The 22,217-nt window shown below is 69.0% G+C and carries 7 protein-coding genes; 6 read left to right on the top strand and 1 reads right to left on the bottom strand.

The annotated features are described in order from the left end of the window. The first annotated feature begins 122 nt into the window (after positions 1 to 122). From HCU76_RS34010 to HCU76_RS33985, 6 genes are read left to right on the top strand one after another with little or no spacing between them, the layout of a single operon-like run. Positions 123 to 14,615 (top strand): VCBS domain-containing protein, encoded by a 14,493-nt coding sequence (locus HCU76_RS34010; RefSeq protein WP_218511726.1) that lies wholly within the window; start codon positions 123 to 125, stop codon positions 14,613 to 14,615. A 7-nt stretch (positions 14,616 to 14,622) separates the two neighbouring features. Continuing rightward, the gene (locus HCU76_RS34005; protein WP_256354685.1) at positions 14,623 to 16,161 is read left to right on the top strand and encodes a TolC family protein; all 1,539 of its coding nucleotides are present in this window, start codon (positions 14,623 to 14,625) and stop codon (positions 16,159 to 16,161) included. Next, complete coding sequence (locus HCU76_RS34000; RefSeq protein WP_371319947.1) at positions 16,139 to 16,915, top strand: efflux RND transporter periplasmic adaptor subunit; 777 nt, start codon at positions 16,139 to 16,141, stop codon at positions 16,913 to 16,915. Before HCU76_RS34005 ends, HCU76_RS34000 begins: the two co-directional genes overlap by 23 nt. Next, entirely contained in the window at positions 16,912 to 18,255 is a 1,344-nt protein-coding gene (locus HCU76_RS33995; RefSeq protein ID WP_371319946.1) for an efflux RND transporter periplasmic adaptor subunit, read from the top strand. Before HCU76_RS34000 ends, HCU76_RS33995 begins: the two co-directional genes overlap by 4 nt. After that, positions 18,255 to 20,360: an HlyD family efflux transporter periplasmic adaptor subunit gene (locus HCU76_RS33990; RefSeq protein ID WP_218511725.1), complete on the top strand. Its 2,106-nt coding sequence runs from the start codon at positions 18,255 to 18,257 to the stop codon at positions 20,358 to 20,360. Before HCU76_RS33995 ends, HCU76_RS33990 begins: the two co-directional genes overlap by 1 nt. A gap of 12 nt (positions 20,361 to 20,372) precedes the next feature. Then, a complete protein-coding gene (locus tag HCU76_RS33985) occupies positions 20,373 to 21,236 on the top strand; it encodes a bile acid:sodium symporter family protein (RefSeq protein WP_218511724.1) in 864 nt (287 codons plus the stop codon). A 31-nt stretch (positions 21,237 to 21,267) separates the two neighbouring features. Here the strand turns inward: HCU76_RS33985 and HCU76_RS33980 are convergent, their stop codons facing one another. Beyond that, a complete protein-coding gene (locus HCU76_RS33980; RefSeq protein ID WP_218511723.1) occupies positions 21,268 to 22,167 on the bottom strand; it encodes a DUF2950 domain-containing protein in 900 nt (299 codons plus the stop codon). Between the last annotated feature and the right edge of the window lie 50 nt (positions 22,168 to 22,217).

Genomic DNA, 22,217 nt, shown 5'->3' with positions numbered 1-22,217 from the left:
TTCATGCCTGCGCGAGCTCATCCTGTTGGCGTAGACCCGGCCTCCAGGGCGCCGGGCATTGCGAGGCTTCGAGATCGACGGGGTCCGGTGGCGCAAGCCGCCATCAGTGGGGGTACTCGCGCATGAACATGAGACATTTCAAGCCCCGCAGCCAGGCGATGGCGCTGGAGCCCCGGATCATGTTCGACGGTGCGGCCGCCACGGCGGTCGACCAGCATCACACAGACAGCACGCATCCCGCCGACAGCGCCAACGATCATGCGGCATTGGCATCCAGGCCGGCGGTCGAGGCCACGCGCACGCCTGCGCCGCCGCGCACCCTGCTCGTCGTCGACAGCCGGGTCGACCCGCTGGGCCAGCTCAGCGCGCACCCCGACCCGGGCGTGACGGTGCTGGTCGTCAACAGCAACGAGGATGGGCTGGCGGCGATCACGGCCGAGCTCGGCAAGCTGGGCCAGGTCGATTCGATCCAGATCTTCTCGCACGGCGCGGAGGGACAGTTCACGCTGGGCAATCGCACGATTTCCAGCGACAACGTCGACCAACTCGCATCGAAGCTCCAAGCGTGGCAGGGCTCGCTCAAGGCCGGTGCGGACATCCAGCTCTACGGCTGCGACGTCGGCGCGGGCGCGGTCGGGCAGACGCTGGTGAACGAGATCGCGCGCTGGACCGGCGCCGACGTGGCCGCGTCGAAAGACGCCACCGGCAGCCCGTCGGCGGGCGGCAACTGGACGCTGGAGACCAGCGTCGGCGTGATCGACAAGCCCATCGCCATCGACGCCGCCGCGCTGGCCGGCTTCAGCGGACTGCTGGCCGATGCGAGTCCCACCGTGTCCTTGTCCGGGGCAGGCACGGACGTGCTGCTGGGCGGGCAGTTCAGCTTCACCGCGAGCTTCACCAACCCATCGACGCAAGTGGGCTTCGCGCCCTACATCGACCTGTTCCTGCCGGCCACCGGCAAGGACGGCGACGACGGCGTGACCTTCGCCTCGGCCACCTACCTGGGCCAGGCGATCAAGACCTTCACGGTCACCTTTGACGCGAATGGCGATGCCACGCACCCGCTGGCGCGCGATTCGGCCGGCGCGCCGCTCGTGCTGCATGCGGCCGACTACGGCATGCGCGCGGGTGACCAGCTGGTCGTGCTGCAACTGCCCAATGCCAGCATCACGCAGGGGCAACCCGCCGTCGACATCCTGGTCACGATGCAGCTCAGCAACCTGGCCGACACCACCGCGTCGGACCCGGCGCCGGACCTGCTGGTGAAGGCGCGTGGTGGCTTCCAGTTCGGCAACGAGTCGGCCGACGATCCGACCATCGACCCGCCGCTGATCGAGGCGGGCACGCACAACTTCAACGTCCACCCCACCGTGGTCAGCCTGTCGCAGTCGGTGCCGATGACCGACGGGCAAACGGTGACCGGCCCGAACTACCCGCACACCATCGACGTCACGGCCAGCGCGGCCCCGGGCCAGACGGTGACCGATGTCGTCATCAGCCAGGACCTGCCCGGCAACGTCATGGTGACGGGCATCACGCCAGGCGCGGGCGGCGTGCTGAGTTCGGTGACGACGGCGGCCGGCGCCGTGTTGACCGCGCCTGCCGACATCCAGGCCGCGTTCACGGCCGGCAGCTACATCGCCAACTACACGGTCACCTATGCCACGCTGACCGGCACGGCCGTCAGCACGGTCACGTTCTACGTGCCGGAGGTGGATGCGAATGGCGCGCCGGTGATCGACCCTGTGAGCGGCGCGCCCGTGACCATCACGGTGACGCCGCCGGACGCCACCGCCAGCTGGACGCCGCTCGATCCGCGCGATGTCTCGTCGGGCACCATCACGGCCAGCGGAACCGGCGGCACTGCCAGCTTCACTGCGCAGCCCATCGCGGTCTACAAGGACGTCGCGGTCACGACCAACGTCGGCAGCGCCGAACCGTCGCCGGGCGACACGCTCACCTACACGCTGTCGATCCAGATGTCGGACTACTTCGCCTTCGGCGAGAACGTGCTGACACAAGGGCAGATCGCCGGCGTGGACGAGCTGAGCGACGGGCAGACCTTCGTGCCAGGCAGCGGCTTGCTCAGCTACACCGTAGGCGGCGTCACCAAGACCGCCCCGATGGTGGCCACCGTGACCCCGCACGCGGACGGCACCACCACGCTGACGCTGGACATCGGCCAGACGCTGCGCAATGCCGGCGAGGTGACCGGCGCGCTGGCCGGCGACCTGGCCTTCGACCCAGTGCGCGATGGTGCGACGACGATGACGGTCACCTACCGGACCACCATCGGCCAGAACATCACCGTGCCGAACCCCGACCCGATCAATGAAGGCGACTCGGTCAGCAACAACGCCACCATCACGGCCACGCTGCTGGAAGACCGCGTCAATCTCACGGGCGGTACGGCGACCGACAGCGACACTGCCGGCATCCAGGTCACCCCGAGCAAGGTCGACATCGAGATCGTGGACGTGAACGGCAGCACGCCGACGGGCACCGTGGAACTGCATCCCGGCGACATCGTCACCTTCCAGATGAGCTACGACCTGGTGACGGGCGACTACGAGCAGTTCATCCTGACGGGCTACTTGCCGTTGCCCCTGTTCGACCTGTCCGGCGTGACCTGGACGCAGGGCACCGGCGTCAACCAGTTTGTCTTCGGCCCGGGGCACAACACACCCGACACGCTTGCGAGCGTCACCACCGGCGCGGGCAATTCCATCGTCTTCGACTTCGGCGACAACGAGAACCCCGGCATCAACGGCACGCGCATCGAGGTGCAGGTCAAGCTGCAGGTCAGCGATGTCCCGTTCGGCGACCAGCGCTCGGTGACCGCCCAGGCGCAGTCCGACCAGCTCACGTCCATCGACCAGACGCACCTGATCTCGCAGGATGCCGTGGTGATCCAGTCCGTGGCCGAGCCGGTGCTCAGCATCTCGCACGGCGTGGTGTCGAGCACGGGCGGCAGCATCTCAGGCACCACCGGCACCTGGGCCGCGCCCGGCACTACCGGCGCGCCGTTCACCGGCAGCGTGACCTCGCCGCTGGCGGTCAACGGCGACGTCCAGGGCTTCGATGGCGGCGACACGCTGCGCATGGCCACGGCCATCGAGAACACCGGCGGCGGCGGCGCGTTCGACGTCACCACGTCCATCGACCTGCCGGCGGGCCTGAGCTTCGTGGGCGGTGCACTGACCAACACGATCAAGGTCTATCGTGGCGATGGCACGCAGCTCGTGCTCGGCACCGACTACAGCGTCACGGGCACCACCGTGACCTTCCTCGACCCGGTGGGCTTTGCCTCGCTGCTGCCGGGACGTGCCGGCACGGCCAATGACGCCAGCGGCGCCAACGTGGTCGTCATCACCTACGACGTGGTGGCCAATGCCGCCATGCCGGCCAGCAGCACCCTGCAGAGCACGGCCACGCTGAGCAACTACGCGGGCGCAGCCGGCGGCGGCGACTTCACGCCGGCGGACCTCACCGATGTGGCACTGGAACAGGTCGCGGCGCCGGTCGTCACGAAGGTCTTCGCCGGTGGCTCGGTGGACGCGACGGATTCCAGTTCGGCCAGCACCGCCGGCGCCGATGTCGTGGTGGGCGAATCGATGCTCTACGACATCGTCGTCACGCTGCCGGAAGGCACCGCCCAGAACCTGCGCGTGGACGATCTCGTGCCGCCCGGCATGAGCCTGGACCCGAGCTTCAACGGCACCGGGTACCAGCTCATCACCACGGTGGCCGGCAGCGCCGCGCTCACGGCGGACTTCAATGGCACGCTGACCATTGGTTCGGTGACGGGCATCGGCGGCACGGTGGGCGCCGATGGCGTCGATGCGCGCATGACCTTCACGGCCAACTCGACGGCGGCAGACAACGTCACCGGCAACAACAGCTTCGTGATCCGCGTGCGCTTGATCGCCGACAACGTCAGCGGCAACCAGGCCGGCACGACACTTGTCAACAGCGCGCAGGCGGTCTACAGCGACCCCGACGCCGACACGCCGAACGGCGCCACGCCCGTCGACCGGACCATCCCTCGCTCGGGCACGGCGCCCACCGTCACGGTGCGCGAGCCGACGCTTGCCATCACGCAGACGACCAACGCTATCCCGGCCCTCGGCGTCGATCTCGGTGATCCGGTCGAGTACACGATCACCATCAGCAACGGCAGCGGCGGCACCGACTTCGATGCCTACGACATCAGCTTCACCGACACCCTGCCGACCCAGCTGACCGGCCTCACGCTCGCCGGCGTCACCTACGCAGGAGGCGCGTCGAACAACGGCGGCGCCGACTTTGCCATCGTGGGCGGCGTGCTGCAAAGCGCTGCCAGCGCCAACATCGACATTCCCAAGGGCGGCAGCATCGTCCTGCGGGTCACCGGCACCGTCGGGGCGACGGCCGAGAACACACCCAGCATCGACAACACGGCCAGCGTGCGGTGGTCCAGCCTGAACGGAGCCGATAGCATCGCGCAGCCGGGCGAGCGCACCGGCGCGGACGGGCTGCTCAACAGCGGCAGCCTGAACGACTATCGCCGCGAGGCCAGCACGCGCATCGACGTACTCAGTGGCATGGAGACCTCGCGCATCGGCGGCATGGCGGACACGCCGCCACCGACCGGCGGCACCGCAGGTCCGACCGAGCAGGTGGCCGTCGGCGAACTCGTGCGCTATCGCGTCGTGGCGGCGGTCGGCGAAGGCCAGACCAGCGACTACCGTATCCAGGTCACGCTGGACCCGGGCCTGGAGTTCCTGGACGACGGCACCATCAAGCTCGCCTTCATATCGACCGGCGCGGACATCAGCAGCTCCGTGCCCGGCCTGACGCTGGACGGCACGCTCAACGTCGTCGGCAATCGCAGCAGTGCGATCGGCCAGGCCATCACCGCGGACCTGAGCGGCGCCGCGCCCGATGCCACGCTCGACCCTTCGCGCATCACGATCACCACCGATGCGAATGGGCGCACCGTGGTCACCTTCGATCTCGGCACCCTTGTCAACGCGGACCAGGATGCCGACCTCGAGGGCTTGGCGATCGAGTTCTCGGCGCGGGTCGCCAACGTCGCCAGCAACCAGGCGGGAGCCAGCCTCGGCGTCACGTCTTCCAACCTGGTGGGCGACGGCGCCGGCGGGACGATCGTGCGCTCGACCAGCGATACGGTCTTCGAAACCATCGTCGAGCCGAGCTTCAACGGCGTCGTCAAGCATGTCGACAGCTTCACGCCGAACGCGACGGCCACCACGAGCGACGCCAATATTTCGGTGAGCTTCACGCAGAACGGCAGCGCGCCGGCCTACGACGTGCAGTTGGTCGACGCCTTTGCCGGCGCCACGTCATACACGCCCACCAGCGTGTCGATCGGCGGCGTGGTCTACACGCCAGCCACCTTGCCGGCCGGCGTGACCTTCGTGGCGACAGCCGGTGGGGTGACGGTCCATTTCGACCGGCTCGACCCGGGCGTTGCGGTGGTGGTCCTCTACAGCGTCGACGTCAGCGCCAGCGCGGCCTATGCGAACACCGATGCCACGCTGACCTGGAGCAGCCTGCCCGAAACGTTCACCACCTGGGGCGGTTCCACCGTTGGCACCGACGGCACCGACGCGGGCGAGCGCATCGGCACCGGCTCGCCCCCCAACACCTACCTGCTGACCGAGGGCGCGGGGCTCGGCCTGATCACCGGCACGCTGTGGGACGACTCCGGCTCGCCGACGACCAGCACGACGGCGGACGGCCCGGCGCTCGCAGGCCAGACGGTCACGCTGACCTATGGCGGCGCGGATGGAAACCTGGCGACGACGGGCGACAACCTGACTTTCACGACCGTGACCGATGCGGCCGGCGTCTTCAACTTCAGCGCGCTGGCGGCGGGGCCTTTCCGCGTCGATGCGCCTGCCACGATCACGATCGCGCAGCCCACGGGCCTGCTGCGCCCGCGCATCGACACCGACACCGCCACGCCGCTTGGCCAGGTGGTCTCGAACCTCGGCGAGGGCCAGGCGACGCGCGCCGACGTGGGCTACGTGCAGCAGAACGATGCCCCGGTCAACACCGTGCCCGGCACGCAGAACGGCCTGGAAGACGTGCTGCTGCCCATTGCCCCGATCACCATCGCCGACGTGGATGCGGGCAGCGGACTGCTGGACGTCACGCTGACCGTGACCAAGGGCGTGCTCAACTTCTCGCAGGCCACGCCGGGCGTCACCGCGACCGGCACCGGCACGGCCACGGTGACGCTGAGCGGCACGCTCGCGGACCTCAACATTGCGCTCGGCCGCATCACCTACCTCGGGGCGCTCAACTTCAACGGCAACGACACCCTGACGGTGCTGACGAAGGACCGCGGCAACTTCGGCGACGCCGATGGCGACGGCATCCCGGCCGAGCCGGTCGAAGACCAGCTACAGGACAGCGACACGGTGCAGATCGTGCTCGCGCCGGTGAACGACCCACCGCAGAGCTTCCCCGACACTGCCGCCGCAATCGAGGCGGGCGGGCCGTTCAACGGCACGCCGGGCGTGAACCCGACGGGCAACCTGCTGGCCAACGACACCGATGTCGACATCGCGACCAACGCCGACACGCTGCACCTGCTGACGGTGACGAGCGTGGGCACGAGCAACGTCGCCACGCCGACGCCGACCGGCACGGTCGACCTCGTTGGCCTCTACGGCACCCTGTCGTTCGACCGCAATGGCGCCTACCGCTACACCGTCGACAACAGCAACCCGCTGGTGCAGGCGCTGCGCCTGAGCGGGCAGACGCTCACCGAGTCGTTCCGGTACACGATGACCGACCAGGCCGGCGCGACGGACACGGCCACCACGACGCCGACGCTCACCGTGACCATCCAGGGCGCGAACGATACGCCGGTCGCCGTCAACGACGAGGGCGGCGCGGTCGAGGCGGGCGGCGTCAACAACGGCACGCCCGGATCGGCCGCGACCGGCAACGTGCTCGGCAACGACACCGATGTCGACAGCGTGGCGAACGGTGAGACCAAAGCCGTCACCGGCATCCGCAACGTGCCGGAAGGCGAGCGAGGCGACGTCACCACGGTGGCCGCCGGCGGCTCCGCCAGCATCGCCGGCCTGTATGGCACGCTGCAGATGTTCGCGAACGGCAACTACACCTACACGCCTGACGACGCCAACCCGCTGGTGCAAGGGCTGCGGGCAGGCCAGACGCTGGAGGAGACCTTCAGCTACGCCGTCACCGACACCGGCGGCCTGAGCGACCTCGCCAACCTGCACATCGTCATCACGGGCGCCAATGACACGCCGGTCGCCGTCGACGATGCGGCCACGGCGGTCGAGGCGGGCGGCACGCTGAACGCCACGCCCGGCACCGACCCGGCAGGCAACGTGCTGGCCAACGACACCGATTCCGACACCGGCGACACGAAGACGGTGACCGAGTTCAGGACCGGCGCCGAAGCGGCCACTGGCACGGCTGGCATCTTCGGCACCGAGCTGCGCGGCACCTACGGCTGGCTCACGCTGAATGCCGACGGCAGCTACAGCTACCGCGTCGACAACAACCAGGCCGAGGTGCAGGCCCTGCGCACGAGCGCCAACGCGCTGACCGACAACTTCAGCTACACGTTGACCGACGGGAGCGCTGCCTCGGACCGCGCGACGCTCGCGATCACCATCCAGGGCGCCGACGATGCGCCGGTAGCGACGGACGACGCGGGCACGGCCATCGAGGCCGGCGGCGTCAACAACACCACTGCGGGTGCCATCGCGGCGGGCAACGTGCTGCTGAACGACACCGACGTCGACACCCCGGCGAACGGCGAAGTGGACGTGGTCGGCGGCATCCGCACCGGCACCGAGGCCGCAGGCGGCGCGCTCACCGCCGTGGCGGCCACCGGCGTCACGACCATTGCCGGCACCTATGGCTCGCTGCACATCAGCGCGGCGGGGGACTACACCTACACCCCGGACGATACCAACACGGCCGTGCAAGCCCTGCAGGCTGGCCAGACACTCGACGAATTCTTCACCTACCAGGTGAACGACGTGGCCCTGCTGAACGACCAGGCCCAGCTTCACATCGTCATCCAGGGCCGCAACGACAACCCGGTGGCGGTCGACGATGCGGCCAGCGCCACCGAAGCCGGCGGCATTGCCAACGCAACGGCCGGCGTGGATCCGGCCGGCAACGTGCTGGCCAACGACACCGATGTCGACACCGCCGACACCAAGGCCGTCACCGAGTTCAGGACTGGCGCCGAAGCCGGCACCGGCACGGCGGGCATCTTCGGCACCGAGCTGCGCGGAACCTACGGCTGGCTCACGCTCGCCGCCGACGGCACCTACAGCTACCGGGTCGACAACAACCAGGCCGAGGTGCAGGCCCTGCGCCTGCCCACCGACACGCTGGTCGACAGCTTCAGCTACACCACCGCCGACACCTCCGGCGCCACCGACCGCGCCACGCTCGCCGTCACCATCCACGGCGCCAACGACACGCCGGTGGCAGTGAACGACGCGGCGGTTTCCATCGAGGCGGGCGGCATCGCCAACGGCACGGCCGGCACCAACCCGAGCGGCAACGTCATCACCGCCAACGACAGCGACGTGGACAGCGCGGTCAACGGCGAAGTGCTGAGCATCGCCAGCTACACAGAAGGCGCAACCGCCGGCACCGTCGGCACGGCCTTCACGACCACCTATGGCAGCCTGCTGCTCAACGCCGACGGCAGCTACACCTACACGCTGGACAACAACAATGCGGCCGTGCAGGCGCTGCGCACACCGACCGACACGCTCACCGAAGTCTTCACCTACACGCTGCGCGATGCCGTGGGCGCGACCACCACCGCGACGCTCACCATCACCATCCAGGGCACCAACGACACGCCCGTGGCCACCGATGACACGGCCACGGCCGTCGAGGCGGGCGGCATCGCCAACGGCACACCCGGCACCGACCCCACCGGCAACGTGCTCACCAACGACACTGATGTCGACGGCGGCGTGGCCGGGCCGGTCAACTACGGCGAGACTCAGGCCGTGTCCAGCGTTCGCACCGGCACCGAGGCGGGCACCGGCACCGCCGGCGCCGTGGGGACCGCGCTGGCCGGCATCTACGGCACGCTCACGCTCAATGCGGACGGTACCTACACCTACGTGGTCGACAACACGCTGGCCGCGGTGCAGGCGCTGCGCCTGCCCACCGACACGCTGGTCGACAGCTTCAGCTACACCGTCACCGACGCGGCCGGCGCCACCGACCGGGCCACGCTCAACGTGACCATCCAGGGCGCGAACGACACGCCGGTGGCCGTCAATGACACTGCTGATGCAGTCGAGGCCGGCGGCATCGCCAACGGCACGCCGGGCGTCAATCCCACCGGCAACGTGATCACGCCCAACGACACCGACGTCGATGCCAACGGCGAGGTGCTGAGCATCGCAGGCTTCACCGAGGGCGCGACCGTCGGCACCGTGGGCACGGCGTTCACCAGCACCTACGGCAGCCTGCTGCTCAATGCCGATGGCAGCTACGTCTACACGGTGGACAACAGCAATGCCGCGGTGCAGGCGCTGCGCCTGCCCACCGACACGCTCACCGAAGTCTTCACCTACACGCTGCGCGATGCCGTCGGCGCCACCACCACCGCAACCCTGACGGTCACCATCCACGGTGCGGACGACACGCCGACCGCCGTCGACGACACGGCCAGCGCGACCGAGGCGGGCGGCGTCCTCAACGGCACCGCGGGGGTCGATCCCACCGGCAACGTGCTCGCCAACGACGGCGACGTGGATGGCGGGGCCAACGGCGAAACCATCGCGGTCGCCAGCGTGCGCACCGGCACCGAGGCCGCTGGTACCGGAACGGCCGGCATCCTCGGCACCGAGCTGCGCGGCACCTACGGCTGGCTCACGATTGCCGCCGACGGCAGCTACAGCTACCGGGTCGACAACAACCAGGCCGAGGTGCAGGCCCTGCGGCTGACGACCGACACGCTGGTCGACAGCTTCAGCTACACCGTCGCCGATTCGCAGCTCGCCACCGACCGCGCCACGCTCGCCGTCACCATCCACGGCGCCAACGACACGCCGGTGGCGGTGAACGACACGGCGGTTTCCATCGAGGCGGGCGGCATCGCCAACGGCACGGCCGGCACGAACCCGAGCGGCAACGTCGTCACCGCCAACGACAGCGACGTGGACAGCGCGGCCAACGGCGAAGTGCTGAGCATCGCGAGCTACACCGAAGGCGCAACCGCCGGCACCGTCGGCACGGCCTTCACGGCCACCTACGGCAGCCTGCTGCTCAACGCCGACGGCAGCTACACCTACACGCTGGACAACAACAACGCGACCGTGCAGGCGCTGCGCACGCCGACCGACACGCTCACCGAAGTCTTCACCTACACGTTGCGTGATGCCGTGGGCGCAACCACGACCTCGACGCTCACCATCACCATCCACGGCACCAACGACACGCCCGTCGCCATCGACGACACGGCCACGGCCGTCGAGGCCGGCGGCATCGCCAACGGCACGCCCGGCACCAACCCGACCGGCAACGTGCTCACCAACGACACCGATGTGGACGGCGGCGCGGCCGGGCCGGTCAACTACGGCGAGACGCAGGCCGTGTCCAGCGTTCGCACCGGCACCGAGGCCGGCACCGGCACCGCCGGCGCCGTGGGCACCGCGCTGGCCGGCACCTACGGCACGCTCACGCTCAATGCCGACGGCAGCTACAGCTATGTCGTCGACAACGCCAACGCGGCGGTCCAGGCATTGCGTCAGGCCACCGACACGCTGGTCGACAGCTTCAGCTACACCGTCACCGACGCGGCCGGCGCCACCGACCGGGCCACGCTCAACGTGACCATCCAGGGCGCGAACGACACGCCGGTGGCCGTCAATGACACTGCTGATGCGGTCGAGGCCGGCGGCATCGCCAACGGCACGCCGGGCGTCAATCCCACCGGCAACGTGATCACGCCCAACGACACCGACGTCGATGCCAACGGCGAGGCGCTCGGCATCGCGGGCTACACGCTGGGCGCCACCAGCGGCACGCTGGGCGCGCCGCTCGCCACCGCCTACGGCAGCTTCACGCTGGCCGCCGACGGCAGCTACACCTACACGGTGGACAACAACAATGCCGCCGTGCAGGCGCTGCGCACGCCGACCGATACGCTCACCGAAGTCTTCACCTACACGCTGCGGGACGCCTTCGGCGCGACGAGCACGGCCACGCTGACCGTCACCATCCACGGCACCGACGACGTGCCGGTCGCCGCGGATGACGCGGCCACCGCCGTCGAGGCCGGCGGCGTCAACAACGGCACGCCGGGCGTCGACCCGACCGGCAATGTGCTCACCAACGACACAGACGTCGACGGCGGCGCGGCCGGCCCGATCAACTACGGCGAGACGCAATCCGTGTCGACCGTTCGCACCGGCACGGAGGCGGCCGGCACCGGCACACCCGGCACCCTTGGCACCGAACTGCGCGGCAGCTACGGCTGGCTCACGCTCAATGCCGACGGCAGCTACAGCTATCGCCTCGACAACAACCAGGCCGAGGTGCAGGCGCTGCGCACCAGCGGCCAGACGCTCACCGACAACTTCAGCTACACCGTGGCGGACACCGCGGGCCTGAACGATCGCGCGACGCTGACCATCACCATCCGGGGCACCGACGACACCCCTGGCGCGGTCGACGACACCGCCCGGGCCGTCGAGGCGGGCGGCGTCGGCAATGCGGTGCCGGGCGCGAACCCGACCGGCAACGTGCTCGCCAACGACGCCGACGTCGACAGCGGCGGCAACGGCGAGACGCTGGCCGTCGCGGGCTTCCGGCAGGGCCTTGCCATCGGCACGCTCGGCACGCCCTTCGCCGGCGCCTATGGCAGCCTCACGCTCAATGCCGATGGCAGCTACAGCTACGCCGTCGACAACGCCAATCCGGCCGTCGAGGCGCTGCGCATCGAGACTGATACGCTGTCCGATGCCTTCACCTACACCCTTGTCGACGCGAACGGCGCGACCAGCACCGCGACGTTGACGGTCACCATCCACGGCCGCAACGACAACCCCATCGCCATCGACGACCCGCTCATCGCGAAGGAGGCTGGCGGCACGCTCAACCGGACCCCCGGGATCGACCCGTCCGGCAACCTGCTGGCCAACGACACCGACGTCGACGCGAACGACACCAAGACGGTCGACGGCATCCGCAGCGGCACCGAAGCCGCGGGCGGCGCCTTCACCGCGGTCGCCGGCAGCCAGGTCGTCGTCGGCCAGTACGGCACGCTCACGGTCAATGCCGACGGCAGCTACAACTACGTGGTCGACAACAACGCACTCCTCGTGCAGCGCATGCGCGCGGGCGATACGCTCACCGAGTCCTTCACCTACCGCATGCACGACACCCAGGGCGCCAGCGACACGGCGCAGATCACGGTCGTGGTGCAGGGCGCATGGGATGCGCCGGTTGCGACGAACGACATCGCCATCGCCGTGCCCCGCCTGCTCGCTGGCGCCGGCATCGACCCGACCGGCAATGTGCTGGCCAACGACACGGACGTCGACCGCAGCGACGTGGACATCGGCACGGGCATACGCACCGGAGCCGAAATCAACCCCCTCGGCGTGGGTGCTTCCCCGGACTTCACGGCCATCCCGCTCGGCTCGGATCGCGTCACCGGGGCGGTGCTGGAGGGGCTCTACGGCGAGCTTGTCATCGGGGCGAACGGCGACTACGTCTACCACGTCAACTCCTTCTCGCCAGCGGTGCTTGCGCTCCTGCCGGGCCAGACGGTGCTCGATGTCTTCACCTATCGCATCACGGACCTGGGCGCTCTCGATGACACGGCGCAGCTGACCATCGTCGTGCGCGGCCTCAACAACCTGCCGCAGGCCATTCCCGACATGGACACGGCGGTCGAGGCGGGCGGCGTGGGCAACGGCACGCCGGGCGTCAACCCCAGCGGCAACGTGCTGGGCAACGACTTCGACCCCGACAACGACCCGATTCGCGTGAGCGAATTCCGCACCGGCGCCGCGACCGGCACCGGCACCGAAGGCGTGGTCGGGCAGTCCCTGCGCGGCACGTACGGGGACATCGTCATCAACGCCGACGGCAGCTACACCTACACCCTCGACAACACGTTGGCGGCAGTGCAGGCGCTGCGCACCTCGGGCCAGACGCTGACGGACGACTACACCTACACCGTCTCCGATCCGCTCGATGCGTCCAACAAGACGACGCTGCACATCACGATCGAGGGCGCCAACGACACGCCCGTCGCCAACGACGACGCCACCGTCGCGGTGGAAGCCGGCGGCACCTTCAACACCACGCCCGGTCTCAACCCGACCGGCAACGTGCTCGACAACGATACCGATGTCGACAGCGTGGCGAACGGCGAGTCGAAGCATGTCGAGAGCGTGCTGAACGGCGCCGGTGCGCAGTCCGTCGCGGGTCAGTCGCTGGCCGGCCTCTACGGCAGCCTGGTGCTCAATGCCGACGGCAGCTACAGCTACACCGTCGACAACGACAATCCCGCGGTACAGGCCCTGCGCACCAGCGACGAGACGCTCACCGAAGCCTTCACCTACACCATGGCCGACACCGCCGGTGCGCAGTCGACAGCACGCCTCGTCGTCGTCGTGCGGGGCGCCGACGACAACCCGGTCGCGCTCAACGACAGCAACGTCGCGACCGACCAGACACCGGCGCCGCAAGCCGTCGGCAACGTGCTGCCGAACGACGCCGACATCGACGGCGGCGACGCGCTGCACGTCTCGGGCATCCGTCCCGGTGCCGAGACCGGGACCGGCACGGCGGGCGTGGTCGGCCAGTCGCTCCAGGGCCGCTACGGCACGCTGGTCATCAACGCTGACGGCAGCTACACCTACACCATCGACCAGAGCAACCCCGACGTGCTGGCGCAGGCCGGCGCGGGCCAAGTGCTGACGGACGTGTTCACCTACACCGTCTCGGACCGCACTGGCGGCACCGACCAGGCCGAACTCCGCATCGGGCTCGACATTGCGGCGCCCTTCATCCAGGCTGGCCCGACGCCGCACTTCGGCGGCCTCGATCGCGAGCAGCAACCACTGCTGAGGGTCGACGTCCAGCCGGCCATCTTCATCGCGCCCGTGGTCGAGGCGACCTCGCTGGGGGATCGTCTCTCGCGCCTGTCGGTCGACGGTACCGATGTCGCCATGGTGTTCGATGGCGGCATCCGGAGCACGTCGATCGGCGACGGCCTTGGCGATGGCCGCGACCAGGCGCTGGGCGATCGCCTGACCGACGTCGGCGGCCAGTACGTCCACGCCGCGGTGCGCCAGAGCGCCATTGCCAGCCAGATCGACCTGGCCCGCCTGCTCGGGCGCCATGGCCGCGTGGACCTCACGGCGGACGGGTTGCTCAGCGATCCATCCCTGTTCTCGGATACCGATGGCAGTCTCACCTTCGGTCCAGCCCAACGTGTCAGCAGCAACGACAACAACGGAGACCAACCCTATGGCAACAGTACCTTCGGGGAAGGGCAGACCGCCACCGCCTTCACCGAGCAACTCAGGCTGGCTTCAGAGCGGCTCAACCTCTCCTGGTTCCAGTAGCGCCGGCATGGGGTACTGGTCCATCAAGGCGCCCGGCACGGCCATGCTGGCGCTCGCGCTGGCGGCATGCTCGGGTGTCAAGCAACAGCCCTACACGCAGGAAGAAACCGTCGACCGGGCCAAGGCCGACCAGGTCAAGATGTATTCGGACCAGGAGCCCGTCACCGGCCCGATCACCTTCTACGAAGCGGCGGCCCGTGCGCTGAAATACAACCTCGACTACCGCCTCAAGCTCATGGAGAGCGCGCTGGCCACCAACCTGCGCGACGTGTCCAGCTACGAGATGCTGCCGCGCCTGGTGGCGTCGGCCGGCCACCTGGGCCGCAACAACGATTCGGGCGGCACCTCGATCGGCATCGAGGACCGGCAGGTGAGCTTGCGCGCATCGACGTCCGAGGAGCGCTATCGCTACATCGGCAGCCTGGGCCTGAGCTGGAGCACGCTGGACTTCAGCATCGCCTACTACCGCACCGCGCAGAAGGCAGACCAGATCATGATGGCCGAGGAGCGCCGTCGCAAGGTCGCGCAGAACGTGCTGCAGGACGTGCGCAATGCCTACTGGCGCGCACTCGGCGCCCAACGCCTGCTGCCGCAGGTCGACGGCCTGCTGGCGCGCACCAACGACGCGCTGCGCCAGGCGCGCGAGGCGCAGGACAAGGGCCTGCTGCCGCGCCAGGAGATCCTGGCCTACCAGCGCGCATTGCTCGACTCGGTGTCGCTGCTGACCATTCGCCGGCAAGACCTGGAGTTCTCGCAGGCCGAGCTGCGCGCGCTGATGTCGTTGCCGGCCAATGCGCCGATGCAGCTGGTCGACGTGCCCAACCCGGTGTTGCCGACCCTCGGCCCGGACGTCGGGCAACTGGAGGAGCTTGCGCTGGTGCGGCGGCCGGAGATCATGGAGGAGTGGTATCGCAAGCGCGCGAACGAACGTGACATCGACATTGCCAAGGCGCAACTCTGGCCCAACGTCAGCCTCAACGTCGGGCGCAACTACGACTCCAACGCCTACCTCTACAACAACTACTGGAACGCGACCGGCATCGACGTGTCGATCAACCTGCTGAAGCTGCTGGCGCTGCCTTCGCTCAACGCCACGCAGCAGTCGCAGCGCGAGACCGACGACTCGCGGCGCATCGCGCTGTCGATGGCCGTGCTCACGCAGGTGCGCGTGGGCGCGCTGCGCTACCAGCTGACGCTGCAGGAGGTGCAGTTCGCCAACGAGAGCCTGCGGGTCGACGCCAGCCTGCTCGACTATGCGCGCGCCGCCAAGAAGACGACGCTGGGCTCGGACCTCGAGGTGATCCGCGCCGAGGGCCGCTACCTGTTGTCGGGCTACCAGCGCGAGGCTGCCTTTGCGAACGCGGAGGCCGCCTGGGGCCGCCTGTACAACTCGGTCGGCCTCGACGTGTTTCCGCCGGCCATCGAAAGCTACGACATCAAGACGCTCGCTGGCGAGATCCAGCGCGTGACCACCGAGATGGAGCAATCCGCGCTGCTGCGCAACACCACAGGCGGAGGTGCTGGTGCGAATCCTTCCGCGCAGTGAGAAGTGGTTGTCGGTGTTGCTGGTCCTCGGCGCCGGCATCGCCATGCCCGTGTTCGCGCAATCGCCCGCCGCCAAGCCCGTCGTCATCGACCCCTCCGCCATCCGCGTGCTGCTGGTGCCGGAGCTGGAGACCACGCTGTCGGCCCAGATGAACGGGACGCTGGGCGAGATCAACGGCTCGCTCGGCAAGCAGGTGCCCAAGGGTGCGTTGCTGGTGCAGCTGCAATGCGGCGAGCAGGTCGCCCGCGCCAAGGTGGCCGAGGCCGAGCTGGCCCAGGCCCGGCAGAACCTCGATGCCAAGAAGGGCCTGCGCGAACTCAACGCCGTGGGCGACCTCGAGGTGTCCATGGCCAACACCGAAGCCGAGAAGGCCGCCGGCTCGCGCACGCTCGCCGTGACGCAGGCCGGCTATTGCGCGGTGCGCGCGCCGTTCGCGGCACGCATCGCCAAGGTCTATGCCAAGTCCTTCCAGACGGTGAGCGCCGGCACGCCGCTGTTCGACATCGTGAGCGACAGCGCCCTGAAGCTGCGGCTGAACGTGCCGTCGACGCTGTTCAAGGGACTGCAGGCCGGCCAGCCGTTCAAGGTCACCATCGCCGAGACCGGCAAGACCTATCCGGCCCGCATCAGCGCGATCAATGCGCGCGTCGATGCGGTGGCGCAGACCGTCGAGCTCGAAGGCAAGCTCGATGAGAAGTTCCCCGACCTGATCGCCGGGATGAGCGGCATCGCGATCTTCCCGGCCTCTCCGTGAACGACCGCGCCCAAGTACCGTCGCAGCTGCTCCTGAACCTGGACGCGCTGCGCGACAAGGCACTGGCTGCCGATACGCTGAACACGCTGGCCTTCTCGATGGCCAACGACCTGTATCCGCTGCTGCAGTTCCGGCAGGCGCTGGTGCTGGCGCAGCGCGGCGATGCCTTCGAGGTGCTGTGCGTCTCGGGCTTGGCCAAGCCGCAGGAAGACTCGCCCTACCTGGTGTGGTTGCGCCGCGCCTCGCGCTGGCTGGCGAAGCAATTGCGTGGCGACGCGCCGCAGTGGCTTTCGCGCGATGCATTGAATCCGCCGACAGAAGTGGCCGACGGCTGGACGGAATGGTGGCCGGCCGGCGTGTGGTGCGTCCCGCTGCACGGCCGCAACGGCAAGCGCCTGGGCCTGGTGCTGTTCCTCATGGATGCGCCGCCGCTGGAACCCTTGCAGCCGCTGCTGCAGGGCCTGTGGCAGACCTGGGCCTATTGCTGGTCGGCGTTGACCGGGCAGCGGCGTCTCGCGGGCTGGCGCCCGGGCCGACGGCACGCGTTGCTGGCATTGGCGCTGCTGGGCGCGCTGGCCTTGCTGCCGGTGCGGCAGACCGCACTGGCACCCGCGGAAATCGTCTCGCGCGAGGCCAAGATCATCAGCTCGCCCATCGACGGCGTGATCGCGCAGGTGCACGTGCGGCCCAACCAGGCCGTGCAGGAGGGCACGCCGCTGTTCACGCTCGACGAGACCACGCTGCGCAGCCGCGCCGAAGTGCTGGCCAAGGAGGTCGCCGTGGCCGACGCGGAGCTGCTCGCGGCCAGTCAGCGCGCCTTCGACAACCCGCAGAGCAAGAGCGAGCTGACGGTGCTCAACGGCAAGGCGCAACAGCGCCGCTCGGAATGGGCGGCGGTGACGGCGCAACTGGCGCGCACCAACGTGCTGTCGCCGCGCGCGGGCGTGGCGGTGTTCAGCGACCCGAACGACTGGATCGGCAAGCCGGTGGTGACCGGCGAGCGCATCCTGCAGGTGGCCGACCCGGCGCAGCCGGCGATGCTGGTGCAGTTGCCGGTGGCCGACGCGATCGCGCTGGAGGTGGGCGCGCCGGTCACGCTGTACCTCACGGCCTACCCGCTGGAGCCGCTGGAGGGCAAGATCCTCGAGACCAGCTACCAGGCCCGCAGCACGGAAGAAAGCGTGGTGGCCTACCGGCTGCTGGCGAGCATCGAAGGCGAGGGCGAGCATCGCCGCCTGGGCCTGCACGGGACCGCCAAGCTGTACGGCGAGCGCGTCGCGCTGGGCTACTACCTGCTGCGCCGGCCGATCGCGTCGGCGCGCGCCTGGCTGGGCTGGTGATGCCGGCGCCGCTGCAACTGGAAGACCTGCCGCTGCCGCCGTTGCGCGAGGACCTGCGGCTCTCCGAGGCCGCGGCAGACCGCGGCGGCGAGCCGAGCTGGGTCATCCAGGACACGGTCATCAACCGCTTCTACCGCATTGGCTGGCTGGAGTTCGAATGCCTGCTGCGCTGGGGCCAGACGCCGCGCGCCATCAGCGAGCAGATCTCGCGGCAGACCGCGCTCAAGCCCGACGCCGAACAGGTGCTCGACTTCCGCCGCTTCCTCGACCAGAACCAGCTCCTGCGGCCCGGCCCGGACGCCGTCGACCGCCTGCGCGCACAGAGCGAGGGCAACCCGTGGCTGACCTGGAAGGGCTGGCTGCACCACTACCTCTTCTTCCGGATTCCGCTGGTGCGGCCGCAGCGCATGCTTCGGTGGCTATCGAAGTATCTCGGCTGGCTGTTCCATCCGCTGATGGGCTTGCTGGTGCTCGCGTTGAGCCTGCTGGGGCTGGTCCTGGTGGCGCACCAGTGGGACGCGTTTCGCAGCGCCATCGTCGAATCGTTCTCGGCCGAAGGCATCGTCGGCTTCGCGGTCGCAGTGGCCTTCGGCAAGGCCCTGCACGAGATGGGGCATGCGTTGGTGGCCACGCGGCTGGGCTTGAAGGTGGCGCACATGGGCGTGGCCTTCGTGGTGCTGTGGCCGATGCTCTACACCGACACCGGCGAGGCCTGGAAGCTGCGCAGTTCGCGCCAGCGCCTGGCCATCGCGAGCGCCGGCATCCTGACGGAGCTGGCCATCGCCGGGCTCGCCACGCTGGGCTGGGCCGTCTGCGAGCCGGGCGCATTGCGCGACGGGTTCTTCTACCTGGCGACCACCGCCTGGCTGCTCTCGCTCGCGCTGAACGCCAGTCCGTTCATGCGCTTCGATGGCTACTTCATCCTGTCGGACCTGCTGGACTTCCCGAACCTGCACGAGCGCTCGCAACGGCTCGCGCGCACCGCCTTGCGGCGAGGGCTGCTGGGCCTGCCGGACGAATGGCCCGAGTCCTTCAGCACGGCGCGGCGCAACTCGCTCATCGCCTTTGCGATGGTCACCTGGGCGTATCGCCTGGTGCTGTTCGCCGGCATCGCGGTGGCGGTGTACCTGATGTTCTTCAAGCTGCTCGGGATCTTCCTGTTCGCGGTCGAAGTCACATGGTTCATCGTGCGGCCCATCTATCGTGAACTGGGGCACTGGTGGTCCCGAAGGGCAGGCATTCCCATGCGGCGCAAGTTCCTCGTCTTCGCCTTCCTGGCCGGGCTGCTGGCGTTGCTGGCCATGCCGTGGCAGACGCAGATTCATTCGTATGGCGTGGCGCGGGCCGAGCACCAGCTTCGCGTGTTCGCACCTTTCCCCGCGCTGATCCGCGACATCCACGGCATGGGAACGGTGCGTGCCGGCGACGCGCTGGTGATGCTGGAGCAACCCGACATCGCCGAGCGCGTGACGCGCAGCGAAGCGGGCGTGCGCAGCTTCAATGCGCGCCTCACCGGCCTGCTGGCCGAACCGGCAGGACTGAGCGAGGAGGCCGCCACGCGCCAGCGCCTCGACGTGCAGATACAGGAGCAGAGCGCGGCCCGGTCCGAGATCGCCCGCCTCAACCTGCAAGCGCCTTTCGACGGCCAGTGGCGCGACGTCGACCCGAACTGGCAGGCCGGGCAATGGGCCGGCACCAAGGAAGCGCTGGGCGTGCTGGTCGATCCGCGCACCTGGCAGGTCGATGCCTATGTGAGGCCGGACGAGGTGCACCGCATCGAAGGCGGCGCTGGCGTGCGCTTCTATCCGGAGGGGCACTTCACGCCCATCGAAGGCCGCGTCGTCGCCATCGGCAGCACGCGGGTCGCGCAACTCGAACATCGCCAGCTGGCTTCCAGGTTCGGCGGGCCGCTGGCCACCTCGAAGCAGGGCGAGGCGCTGGTGCCGACGCCGGCGCTGTTCCACGTGCTGGTTCAACTCGATGCGCCGCCGCCGGGCATGCAGGAGGTTCGCGGCCACCTGCAGATCGACGGCGCGCGCCGCAGCCTGCTGGGCGAAGGCGCCACGCAACTGCTGGCGGTGGTGCGGCGCGAAAGTGGTTTCTAGAAAGGACTGTCGATGGAAGCTCGTGATGTGGTCATCCTCGCCCTGAAGGCGAGCATCATCGTGACGGTGTTCGGCTTCGGCTTGAGCGCCACCAGGGAAGACGTGTTGTACGTCTTCAAGCGGCCGTCACTGCTGTTGCGCTCATTGCTTGCGATGTTCGTGGTGATCCCGGTGGTGGCCGTGCTGCTGGCGCAGGCCTTCGACTTCCGCCATTCGGTCGAGGCCGCGCTGGTCGCGCTCTCGATCTCGCCGGTGCCGCCGTTGTTGCCCCGCCGGCATGAGAAGGCGGGCGGGCGCGCGTCCTATGGCCTGGGCCTCATGGTCACGATGGCGCTGCTGTCGGTGCTCATCATTCCGCTGGAAGTTCACCTGATCGACGCGTTCTACGACAAGACCTTCACGATCAAGCCCATCGCCATCGCCAAGATCGTCCTCACCGCGGCGGTGCTGCCCTTGCTGGCGGGCATGCTTTGCAATCGCTTCATACCGAAGCTGGCCGCACGCATCGCGACCCCCGCCATCCTGGTGGGCAAGTGGTTGCTGCCCCTCGCGGGCATTGCGATCCTGATCGCGGCGCACCGTGCGCTGGGCGCCTTGCTCGGCGACGGCACGCTGATCGCGATCGTCGTGTTCGTGGCCATCGCGCTGGCCGTCGGTCATTGGCTGGGCGGCCCGGATCCCGAGACACGCGAGGTGCTGGCGCTGTCGTCGGCCTGCCGGCATCCCGGCATTGCCATTGCGCTGGCCACCGCCAACGCGACCAGCGCCGCGGACCACCAGGTGCCCGCCGCGATCATGCTGTACCTGCTGGTGAGCCTCGCTGCCACGGTGCCGTATGTGAAATGGCAGGCGAAGCGGCTGGGGGCCGGGCGGTGAGGGCTTTCCTGCGCCGACGCATCGTGCGGCGTCACTTTGCCTTGTTCCAGGACCCGTCCGGATCGAAGCGCTGCATGCCGGCCGCGACCATGGAGGTCTGCGGCCCCAGGTCGCGCTCGTAGACCACGCCGTCCTGGTTCACGATGAAGCTCATCACGCCGCTGCGGCCATAGTCGACCGGCCAGGCGAGCAGGCCGAAGCCCGCGATCATCCGGTTGCCGATCACATAGGTGCGGGCGCCGTCGCGCGCGTTGGTGCTCTGGCCCGTGAGGATCTTGTAGCGATAGCCGTGATAGCCCTGCCGGCCGTCCTTGGGAAGGTAGTCTTCGCCGAGCGGGCTGTCATCGCCAAGGTCCTGGCTCCAGATCAGGCCATCGCGCCTGCCGGGGCTGCTGATGATCTTCTGCGCGTACTCGAGCAGGCCGTCACCGTTGCGGTCGGTCTCGGCATATTCGCGCTGTGCGTCGAGATACGCCATCGAGGCCTGGATGGCCGAATGCTCGTTGTCGCCGATGCGGCGTTCCAGCAGTGCCTCCCGTGCGCCATGCGTGTCGAAGTGCCAGCGCCCGTTCCAGCCTTGCACCAATGGTATGGGTAGCGCCCAGCCGTCGGACCCGACCACCACCTCGGCGTGGCCGTCCTTGACGTTCGCGGTCGTCGATTGGCGGGCCTTGTCGAGGAAGGCCTGCCTGTCTTCCGGGTCCACGCCCTCGGGGGGAAACAGGGCGTGCCAGTCGCGGCCGAGCACACGGCCGAGTGCGGCGTTGTCGCGGGCCTCGACGGCTGCAACCAGCGCGTCAGCGGCCTGCCTGGGCTCCGGGAAGGGCGCCTGCGCGCGGGCCGGCAGGGTGGCCGTCCACCCGGCTGCCGCCAACGCAGCCGCGCCCAGTGCATGCGAAGCGGTACGGAATGCAAGGACTGTTCGTGCCATGGCATGTACTCCAGATCTGCTTCTTCGACATTCGTCAGCGATGCCGGCCG

Origin of the sequence: Variovorax sp. dw_308, from assembly GCF_019207085.1 — a bacterium.
Classification (GTDB): domain Bacteria; phylum Pseudomonadota; class Gammaproteobacteria; order Burkholderiales; family Burkholderiaceae_C; genus Variovorax.
The sequence above is the reverse complement of the archived record's forward strand: the minus strand, read 5'-3'. Positions and strand labels throughout refer to the sequence as shown.

Bases quoted from the DNA above. Each gene is read 5' to 3' on its own strand.
- HCU76_RS33980 (WP_218511723.1), bottom strand. From the start codon at position 22,167: ATGGCACGAACAGTCCTTGCATTCCGTACCGCTTCGCATGCACTGGGC.
- HCU76_RS33985 (WP_218511724.1), top strand. From the start codon at position 20,373: ATGGAAGCTCGTGATGTGGTCATCCTCGCCCTGAAGGCGAGCATCATC.
- HCU76_RS34010 (WP_218511726.1), top strand. From the start codon at position 123: ATGAACATGAGACATTTCAAGCCCCGCAGCCAGGCGATGGCGCTGGAG.
- HCU76_RS33990 (WP_218511725.1), top strand. From the start codon at position 18,255: ATGCCGGCGCCGCTGCAACTGGAAGACCTGCCGCTGCCGCCGTTGCGC.
- HCU76_RS34005 (WP_256354685.1), top strand. From the start codon at position 14,623: ATGGGGTACTGGTCCATCAAGGCGCCCGGCACGGCCATGCTGGCGCTC.